This window comes from Pseudomonas sp. MWU13-3659 (genome assembly GCF_023757525.1).
Classification (GTDB): domain Bacteria; phylum Pseudomonadota; class Gammaproteobacteria; order Pseudomonadales; family Pseudomonadaceae; genus Aquipseudomonas; species Aquipseudomonas entomophila_E.
The window spans coordinates 81,063-90,049 of the sequence record NZ_JAMSHW010000020.1 but is presented as its reverse complement, the minus strand read 5'-3'; the positions used below and the strand labels follow the sequence as shown (position 1 = coordinate 90,049).

Here is an 8,987-nt window from a genome sequence, read left to right as displayed (position 1 = left end):
TCAGCTGATCGAGAACCAGGTACTGCGCCTGATCAATCGCCCGGTTCGAGCGACCCGGCGCTGGACCCTGTACAACCTGGATACACGCACCTGCATCCAGTTCAAGGTCAGCCCCATGCAGGGCAATGCCGAAACGCCCCCGAACAATCATCAACCCCCCTGAGCAACAGGCAACAAAAAACCCGGCCAAGGCCGGGTTTTTCATTACCATCCGAACTCAGAGCAGCGAACGGCCCTTGTTGGCGGCGATACGCATGCGCAGTGCGTTCAACTTGATGAAGCCAGCCGCGTCTGCCTGGTTGTAGGCGCCGCCATCTTCCTCGAAGGTCGCGATATTGGCGTCGAACAACGAATCGTAGGACTTGCGGCCGACAACAGTTACGTTGCCCTTGTACAGTTTCAGGCGGACGACACCGTTCACATTGACCTGCGAAGCATCGATCATCTGCTGCAGCATCAGGCGCTCAGGGCTCCACCAGTAGCCGGTGTAGATCAGGCTGGCGTACTTCGGCATCAGCTCATCCTTCAGGTGAGCGACTTCGCGGTCCAGGGTGATCGACTCGATGGCGCGGTGGGCCTTGAGCATGATGGTGCCGCCCGGGGTCTCGTAGCAGCCGCGGGACTTCATGCCGACGTAACGGTTCTCGACGATGTCCAGGCGGCCGATGCCATTGGCACCGCCGATGCGGTTCAGGTCGGCAAGCACGGTGGCAGGGGATTTCTCGACGCCGTCGATGGCGACGATGTCACCGTTGCGGTAGGTCAGTTCGATGTAGGTGGCCTGGTCCGGGGCGTTCTCCGGAGAGACGCTCCAACGCCACATGTCTTCCTCGTGCTCGGTCCAGGTATCTTCCAGGACACCGCCTTCGTAGGAGATGTGCAGCAGGTTGGCGTCCATCGAGTACGGCGATTTCTTCTTGCCGTGGCGCTCGATCGGGATGCCGTGCTTTTCGGCGTAGTCCATCAGTTTTTCGCGGGACAGCAAGTCCCACTCGCGCCACGGGGCGATGACCTTGACACCAGGCTTGAGCGCGTAGGCGCCCAGCTCGAAACGCACCTGGTCGTTACCCTTGCCGGTCGCACCGTGGGAAATGGCGTCGGCGCCGGTTTCGTTGGCGATCTCGATCAGACGCTTGGCAATCAGCGGACGGGCGATGGAGGTACCCAGCAGGTACTCGCCTTCGTAGACGGTGTTGGCGCGGAACATCGGGAAGACGAAGTCACGCACGAACTCTTCGCGCAGGTCGTCGATGTAGATCTCTTTCACGCCCATCGCCTGGGCCTTGGCGCGGGCCGGTTCGACCTCCTCGCCCTGCCCCAGGTCAGCGGTGAAGGTCACCACTTCACAGTTGTAGGTGTCCTGCAGCCACTTGAGAATCACCGAAGTATCAAGGCCGCCGGAATACGCCAATACGACCTTTTTTACGTCCGCCATGCCATCACTCCACGGGATTGTACGGAAAGGCGTTGATTCTACCGGCGTTGCCGAAAAATTTACAATGGGGCGACAGCTTGTGACGACAAAGCGACAGTAACTGTCGAGGGCGCGACCCGTGGTCGCACTCAGGCCTTGGTGGCGGACGCAGGTTTCACGGGGACTTCGGCTGGAGCGGAAGGTGCGGCCGGAACGGGTGCAGCCGCGGCCGGCACCACAGGTGCAGCTGGCCTTTCCACGGGTTTCTCAACCGGGGTCACGCGGTCTAGCTGGATATTCACTCGGCGGTTGCGCGCACGGTTGGCGGCACTGTTGTTCTTTGCCAGAGGATAGCGCTCACCATGGAAGCGCACGGTGATCTGGTCTTCTGGCACGCCATGGGCCTTCAGGTACTCGGCCACTGCCAGGGCACGGCGGCGGGAGGTGTCGCGGTTGGTCAGGCGATTGCCGCTGTTGTCGGAATGGCCGTCGAGCTCGATGTGATTGACCGACGGGTCGGCCTTCAGGTAATCGAGAATCACGTCCAGCCGCGCGCGCCCCGAGGCGTCGAGCTCGATGCCTGCGCCAGGGAAGCCGACCTGGGTCTGGCGGATCTGGTCGAAGTTCATCGGCAACAGTTTCGTGGCGCATGCCTGGTAGTCACCATAGGCCTTGGTGAAACTCACGGGCAGCACGTGTACTTCCATCGGCCGACCACCTTCGCCGGTATAGTTGCGCACCACCGTGCTACGACCATCGAGCAGGCCATTGATCAAACGGCTCGCCTGGCCCTGGGACGAAGTGAACAACACTCCGCTGCGAGCCATGCGCACGGCCCCCAGGTTCACGTCGCCGCGCCCAGGTTGCCAAGGTGCCGCCGCCGCCAGCAGGGTGGCGGAGCCGGCGCCCAGCACGTTGCTGTCCGAACGCAGTTGGAAGGTCGGCTGCTCGCCGGCGCGGCGCACGAATTCACCGCTGCCGAAGCCGTCGATCGGTTGGATCAGGCGACACTCGAACTGGTCTCCCTCGACTTTCCAGGCGACGTTCTCCACGCGAGTCTGGAAGGTCAGGGCCCCGGCCGGCAAGCTGGCGACGAGGGTGAACAGGGCTAGGTAACGCTGGCGCACGGGCGGCTCCACAGATTCTGACGGCTTACCTCAAGGCTATCGGTCGCTCGTCGGAAAACTTGATAGCCGTGCTTGAACAGGGGTTTTCCGGTAGGATTGGCTTCTGAGTTCGACCCGCCTGGAATCCCCAATGTCCGATCGCCTGACCCTCCTGCGCCCCGACGACTGGCACATCCATCTGCGCGATGGTGCCGTCCTGCAACATACCGTCGGCGACGTGGCGCGCACCTTCGCCCGCGCCATCATCATGCCCAATCTCGTGCCGCCGGTACGCAATGCCGTGGAAGCCGGCGCCTACCGCGAGCGTATCCTCGCCGCGCGCCCGGCCGGCAGCCGCTTCGAGCCGCTGATGGTGCTCTACCTTACCGACCGCACCAGCCCCGAGGATATCCGCGCGGCCAAGGCCAGTGGTTTCGTGCATGCCGCCAAGCTCTATCCGGCAGGCGCCACCACCAACTCCGACTCGGGCGTGACCAGCATCGACAACATTTTCCCGGCGATCGAGGCCTTGGCCGAGACCGGCCTGCCGCTGCTGGTGCACGGTGAAGTGACACGCAGCGAGATCGACGTGTTCGACCGCGAGAAGCGCTTCATCGACGAACATATGCGTCGCCTGGTGGAACGCTTTCCGACACTGAAAGTGGTGTTCGAGCACATCACCACCGCCGATGCGGCCCAGTTCGTCACCGAGGCCTCGGCCAACGTCGGCGCGACCATCACCGCCCAACACCTGCTGTACAACCGCAATCACATGCTGGTCGGCGGCATCCGCCCGCACTTCTATTGCCTGCCCATCCTCAAGCGCAACACCCATCAGGTGGCGCTGCTGGACGCAGCCACCAGCGGCAATCCGAAGTTCTTCCTCGGCACCGACTCGGCGCCCCACGCCAAGCACGCCAAGGAAGCCGCCTGCGGCTGCGCCGGTTGCTACACCGCCTATGCCGCCATCGAGCTGTACGCCGAGGCGTTCGAGCAGCGCAACGCGCTGGACAAGCTCGAAGGCTTCGCCAGCAAGCACGGCCCGGACTTCTACGGCCTGCCGCGCAACACCGACACGATCACCCTGGTGCGTGACGAGTGGACCGCGCCCGACAGCCTGCCATTCGGCGACAACACCGTGATTCCGCTGCGCGCCGGTGAAAAGCTGCGCTGGCGACTGCTGGAGGATAACGCGTGAGCGAAGACCTCTACGAAGACGACCAGGACAACCCAGTCAGCAGTGGCTCGCGCCACCCCATGGCTGAGCGCTTCCGCGGCTACCTGCCGGTAGTGGTGGATGTCGAGACCGGCGGTTTCAACAGCGCCACCGACGCGCTGCTGGAAATCGCTGCCGTGACCATCGGCATGGACGAGAAAGGCTTCCTGTTCCCCGAGCACACCTACTTCTATCGGGTCGAACCGTTCGAAGGGGCCAACATCGAAGCGGCCGCGCTGGAGTTCACCGGCATCAAGCTGGACCACCCGCTGCGCATGGCGGTAAGCGAGGAAAGCGCGCTCACCGATATCTTCCGTGGTGTGCGCAAGGCCTTGAAAGCCAACGGCTGCAAGCGGGCGATCCTGGTCGGGCATAACAGCAGCTTCGACCTGGGTTTCCTCAACGCCGCAGTGGCGCGCAACGACATCAAGCGCAACCCGTTCCACCCATTCTCCAGCTTCGACACGGCCACCCTCGCCGGCCTGGCCTATGGTCAGACCGTACTGGCACGAGCCTGCCAGAGCGCGGACATCGACTTTGATGGTCGTGAGGCCCACTCGGCACGTTACGACACCGAGAAGACCGCCGAGCTGTTCTGCGGCATCGTCAACCGCTGGAAAGAGATGGGCGGCTGGCGCGATTTCAACGATTGAGCTGCAAGCTACAAGCTTCAAGCGACAAGGAAAAGCGGGCGATATGCGCTCTACTTCTTTCTTGTCGCTTACAGCTTGAAGCTTGAAGCTTGAAACAAAAAAACCGGCCACCAGGGCCGGTTTTTTTTCGCGTGGCAATTACAGCTTGCCAGCGTTCTCGCTCAGGTAAGCCGCGACACCTTCCGGCGAAGCGTTCATGCCCTTGTCGCCTTTCTTCCAGTTGGCCGGGCAGACTTCGCCGTGCTCTTCGTGGAATTGCAGGGCGTCGACCAGACGCAGCAGCTCGTCCATGTTGCGACCCAGCGGCAGGTCGTTGACGATCTGCGAACGGACCACACCGTTGGTGTCGATCAGGAAGGCACCACGGAAAGCCACGCCGCCTTCGGACTCGACGTCGTAGGCCTTGCAGATTTCGTGGGTCATGTCGGCCGCCAGGGTGTACTTGACCTGGCCGATGCCGCCGTTGTTGACCGGGGTGTTACGCCAGGCGTTGTGGGTGAAGTGCGAGTCGATCGACACACCGATCACTTCCACGTTGCGCGCCTGGAAGTCAGGGATGCGGTGGTCCAGGGCGATCAGCTCGGACGGGCAGACGAAGGTGAAGTCCAGCGGGTAGAAGAACACCAGGCCGTACTTGCCCTTGATGGCCGAGGCCAGGTTGAAGCTGTCGACGATCTCGCCGTTGCCCAGCACGGCCGGTACGGTGAAGTCAGGGGCTTTTTTGCCTACGAGTACACTCATTCGATTTCTCCTGATGAGGGGTAAAACCTTGTCCGGACGAGACCTGCCCACCCGGAATCCGACAAAGGCCGACCATCATACACGGCTTAGGGTGACAGGCCGAATCTCTACCACCGGTCGCTCAAGGACGGCCCTTCCAGAAAGTGCTTTGACAAGCATTCTCATTACCATTACTCTCCAACCCATCGACTCAACCCGTTATGGTTAGCCCTTATGTATGTGTGTCTTTGTGTCGGTGTCACCGACGGACAGATCCGCGATGCGATCTACGAAGGATGCTGCAGCTACAAGGAAGTTCGAGCCGCCACCAATGTCGCCAGCCAATGTGGCAAGTGCGCCTGCCTCGCCAAGCAGGTGGTGCGCGAAACCCTGACCGAGCTGCAACTCAGCCAACAGGCCGTGCTGCCCTACCCCGTTGAATTCAACGCGGCGTAACGAATCAGATTTTGAAGAACCGGACCTCGCGTCCGGTTTTTTTATGCCTGCAATTCAATAAGTTAGCGCCATAACGCGGTTCACAAACATTCTTATTCCGATTAATTTTCACTTATTATTCAATAACTTAGGTTTGACACAAGGGGTAGCCAGGCTCAAACTTGTATGCATTGGCTCAACTTCCACAGGGCAGGACCCCATCATGAAAGGCGACGTAAGCGTCATCCAGCATCTCAACAAGATCCTCGGAAACGAGCTGGTCGCAATCAACCAGTACTTCCTGCATGCCCGCATGTACGAAGATTGGGGCCTGAACAAACTCGGCAAGCACGAGTACAAGGAATCCATCGACGAGATGAAGCACGCTGACAAACTGATCAAGCGTATTCTTTTCCTCGAAGGCATCCCCAACGTCCAGGACCTGGGCAAGCTGTTGATCGGCGAGCACACCAAAGAGATGCTCGAGTGCGACCTGAAGATCGAGAAAAAGGGTCACGCCGACCTCAAGGCCGCCATCGCCCATTGCGAGACCGTGGGTGACTTTGGCTCCCGTGAGCTGCTCGAAGACATCCTCGAGTCCGAGGAAGAACACATCGACTGGCTGGAAACTCAGCTGGGCCTGATCGACAAGATCGGCATCGAGAACTACCTGCAGTCGCAGATGGGTGAAGAGTAAGCCCACGCGTCAGTAGGAGCGGCTTTAGCCGCGATGAAGGCAACGCGGGGCCTGGCACCCGCTTTGTGGGTGATCGCGGCTAAAGCCGCTCCTACAGAAGCACGTGCCGAATCGGTTCAGAAAACAAAAAGCCCCGCAATCGCGGGGCTTTTTGCATGCAAGGACCGGATCAGGCCTCGGAAGCCTTGGCCTTGGCGGCAGCTTCCTTGATCAGGGTCTGCAGCTCGCCGTTGGCGAACATCTCGCTCATGATGTCGCTGCCGCCGACCAGCTCACCGGCGACCCACAGTTGCGGGAAGGTCGGCCAGTTGGCGTACTTGGGCAGGTTGGCGCGGATTTCCGGGTTCTGCAGGATGTCGACGTAGGCGAACTTCTCGCCACAACCCATCACAGCTTGCGCCGCCTTGGCCGAGAAGCCGCACTGCGGCGCATTCGGCGAGCCTTTCATGTAAAGCAGAATGGTGTTGTTGGCGATCTGCTCTTTGATTGTTTCGATGATATCCATGAAGCACCTCGGCTGAACTTTCCGACGTGATCGTCGGCACGGTGGCGCATTGTAACGGAAAGCCGAGCGGCGTGCTCGGCCTTGCCGATCGTCAGGCGGCTTCCACCTCCACCGGCACGCCATTGAGCGCGGCATTGCCGGAAACACCGTCGCGCAAGTGCTCGTCGGTCAGGTCGTTGGCACTGACGCCGGGCTGCGCGCTGGCGATCTGCAACTGCGCGCCCTGGCGAGCGTGGCCATAGCCATGGGGCAGGCTGACCACGCCTGGCATCATCTCTTCGCTGGCCTGGACCTGCACTTCGAGCACGCCGGTACGCGAACGCACTCGAACGGTCTGGCCGTCCTGCAATTGCCGCAGGCGCAAGTCGTCCGGATGCATCAGCAACTGATGACGTGGCTTGCCTTTCACCAGCCGATGAAAGTTGTGCATCCATGAATTGTTGCTGCGCACATGGCGACGGCCGATCAGCAACAGTTGCCCAGGGGCGAGCGGCGCCTGCCGGGCAAGCCGCTGCAAGTCGGCGAGCAGCACCGCAGGCGCCGCCTCGACCGCCCGGCTGGCCGTGCCCAGGCGCGCCGCAAGGTTCGGCCGCAACGGTCCCAGGTCCAGGCCGTGCGGATGCTGCTCGAGCGCCTGTATGGACAACTGCAGCGGCGACAAGTCGCCATGACGCCCTTTGCGCAGGGCGATGTCGATCATCTGCGCCGGAGGAAGCGTTGCCTTGAGTTCGACCTGCGCCCGCTTGGCGAACGCCTTCGCCAGGCCGACGAAAATCTCCCAGTCATGCAAGGCGCCTTCAGGCTTGGGCAGGATCGCTCGGTTGAAACGGGTGACATTGCGCACTGCCAGCAGATTGAACGTGGAATCGTAGTGGTCGTTTTCCAGTGCTGAGGTTGAGGGCAGGATCAGGTCCGCATGACGGGTGGTCTCATTGATGTACAGATCGATGCTGAGCATGAAGTCGAGCCCTGCCAGGGCCTCGTCCAGGCGCCGACCGTTGGGTGTGGACAACACCGGGTTGCCGGCCACCGTCACCAATGCCCGCACCTGCCCTTCGCCGGGCTCGAGGATTTCCTCGGCCAATGCCGAGACGGGCAGCTCGCCAGCATACTCTGGCAGGCCGGAAACCCGGCTCTGCCATTGGTTGAAATGGCCACCCGAAGTGCTGGCAACCAGATCCACCGCCGGCTCGGTACACAAGGCTCCCCCTTCGCGATCGAGGTTGCCGGTGACCAGGTTGATCAACTGCACCAGCCAATGGCACAGCGAGCCGAACGCCTGGGTGGAAACACCCATCCGGCCATAGCACACCGCACTGTCGGCGGCAGCGAAGTCGCGAGCCAGTTGACGGATATTGTCCTGCGCAACACCACACAATTCACTCATGGCGCCAGCGTCGAAGGGCGCGATGGCCTCACGCACCTGCTCCAGGCCATTGACCGGCAGGTGCGAGCCACGGCCCAGGTCTTCGGCGAACAAGGTGTGCAAAACCCCACACAACAGCGCCGCATCACCACCGGGGCGAATGAACAAGTGTGTATCGGCCATCGCCGCCGTCTCGCTGCGCCGAGGGTCGACCACCACCAGCCGCCCTCCCCTCGCCCTCAGTGCCTTCAGGCGCTTCTCTACATCCGGCACGGTCATGATGCTGCCGTTGGAAGCCAGCGGGTTGCCGCCAAGGATGAGCATGAAGTCGGTATGATCGATGTCCGGGATCGGCAGTAGCAGGCCATGCCCATACATCAGGTGGCTGGTCAGGTGCTGGGGTAGTTGGTCCACAGAGGTGGCAGAAAATCGATTGCGCGTCTTGAGCAGCCCGAGGAAGTAGTTGCTGTGGGTCATCAAGCCATAGTTGTGCACGCTGGGGTTGCCCTGGTACACCGCCACGGCATTGCGCCCATGGGCCTGCTGGACCGCCCACAGCCGCTCTGCCGCTAGCTCGAAGGCCTCTTCCCAGCCGATTGCCTGCCACTGCTCGCCGATACGTCGATGGGGCTGGCGCAGGCGATCGGGATCTTCCTGGATATCCTGCAGGGCAACCGCCTTGGGGCAGATATGGCCGCGGCTGAACGGGTCCTGCGGGTCGCCCTTGATCGAGCTGATACGCGCCCGCCCGTCTTCTTCATGGGTGACTTCGATGTTCAGGCCACAGATGGCCTCGCACAGGTGACAGGCTCGGTGATGCAGGGTCTTGGTCATGGCCGCCTCTGCCTTGTTGTTCTGGATGAACGACTATGCGC

The 8,987-nt window shown here is 61.6% G+C and carries 9 protein-coding genes; 4 read left to right on the top strand and 5 right to left on the bottom strand.

Features of this window, described 5'->3' with window-relative positions:
* Positions 1-217: 217 nt before the first annotated feature.
* Together NGM28_RS21240 and NGM28_RS21235 are read right to left on the bottom strand one after the other, a co-directional pair.
* Positions 218-1,435 (bottom strand): argininosuccinate synthase, encoded by a 1,218-nt coding sequence (locus NGM28_RS21240; RefSeq protein ID WP_252091310.1) that lies wholly within the window; start codon positions 1,433-1,435, stop codon positions 218-220.
* Between the two features lie 128 nt (positions 1,436-1,563).
* Entirely contained in the window at positions 1,564-2,541 is a 978-nt protein-coding gene (locus NGM28_RS21235) for a flagellar protein MotY (RefSeq protein ID WP_252091309.1), read from the bottom strand.
* Between the two features lie 130 nt (positions 2,542-2,671).
* On the opposite strand from NGM28_RS21235, the gene pyrC reads away from it, so the two are divergent.
* Entirely contained in the window at positions 2,672-3,718 is a 1,047-nt protein-coding gene (pyrC, locus tag NGM28_RS21230) for a dihydroorotase (RefSeq protein WP_240064710.1), read from the top strand.
* A 59-nt stretch (positions 3,719-3,777) separates the two neighbouring features.
* A complete protein-coding gene (rnt, locus tag NGM28_RS21225; RefSeq protein WP_275679263.1) occupies positions 3,778-4,389 on the top strand; it encodes a ribonuclease T in 612 nt (203 codons plus the stop codon).
* A 138-nt stretch (positions 4,390-4,527) separates the two neighbouring features.
* Here the strand turns inward: rnt and NGM28_RS21220 are convergent, their stop codons facing one another.
* Complete coding sequence (locus NGM28_RS21220; protein WP_009684560.1) at positions 4,528-5,130, bottom strand: peroxiredoxin; 603 nt, start codon at positions 5,128-5,130, stop codon at positions 4,528-4,530.
* A 213-nt stretch (positions 5,131-5,343) separates the two neighbouring features.
* Here NGM28_RS21220 and NGM28_RS21215 point away from each other — a divergent pair, with 213 nt between their 5' ends.
* Together NGM28_RS21215 and bfr are read left to right on the top strand one after the other, a co-directional pair.
* On the top strand, positions 5,344-5,565 hold the full coding sequence (locus tag NGM28_RS21215; RefSeq protein WP_011532520.1) for a bacterioferritin-associated ferredoxin: 222 nt from the start codon (positions 5,344-5,346) through the stop codon (positions 5,563-5,565).
* 202 nt (positions 5,566-5,767) lie between these two features.
* The gene (bfr, locus tag NGM28_RS21210) at positions 5,768-6,241 is read left to right on the top strand and encodes a bacterioferritin (protein WP_011532519.1); all 474 of its coding nucleotides are present in this window, start codon (positions 5,768-5,770) and stop codon (positions 6,239-6,241) included.
* Positions 6,242-6,410: 169 nt separating this feature from the next.
* Here the strand turns inward: bfr and grxD are convergent, their stop codons facing one another.
* Together grxD and NGM28_RS21200 are read right to left on the bottom strand one after the other, a co-directional pair.
* Positions 6,411-6,746, bottom strand: coding sequence for a Grx4 family monothiol glutaredoxin (gene grxD / locus NGM28_RS21205; protein ID WP_011532518.1), 336 nt, complete (start codon positions 6,744-6,746; stop codon positions 6,411-6,413).
* Between the two features lie 91 nt (positions 6,747-6,837).
* The gene (locus NGM28_RS21200; protein WP_252091308.1) at positions 6,838-8,946 is read right to left on the bottom strand and encodes a molybdopterin-dependent oxidoreductase; all 2,109 of its coding nucleotides are present in this window, start codon (positions 8,944-8,946) and stop codon (positions 6,838-6,840) included.
* Positions 8,947-8,987: the final 41 nt, after the last annotated feature.

Coding starts and splice junctions, on each gene's coding strand:
- NGM28_RS21240 (WP_252091310.1), bottom strand. CDS start 1,435: ATGGCGGACGTAAAAAAGGTCGTATTGGCGTATTCCGGCGGCCTTGAT.
- pyrC (WP_240064710.1), top strand. CDS start 2,672: ATGTCCGATCGCCTGACCCTCCTGCGCCCCGACGACTGGCACATCCAT.
- rnt (WP_275679263.1), top strand. CDS start 3,778: ATGGCTGAGCGCTTCCGCGGCTACCTGCCGGTAGTGGTGGATGTCGAG.
- NGM28_RS21220 (WP_009684560.1), bottom strand. CDS start 5,130: ATGAGTGTACTCGTAGGCAAAAAAGCCCCTGACTTCACCGTACCGGCC.
- NGM28_RS21215 (WP_011532520.1), top strand. CDS start 5,344: ATGTATGTGTGTCTTTGTGTCGGTGTCACCGACGGACAGATCCGCGAT.
- bfr (WP_011532519.1), top strand. CDS start 5,768: ATGAAAGGCGACGTAAGCGTCATCCAGCATCTCAACAAGATCCTCGGA.
- grxD (WP_011532518.1), bottom strand. CDS start 6,746: ATGGATATCATCGAAACAATCAAAGAGCAGATCGCCAACAACACCATT.
- NGM28_RS21200 (WP_252091308.1), bottom strand. CDS start 8,946: ATGACCAAGACCCTGCATCACCGAGCCTGTCACCTGTGCGAGGCCATC.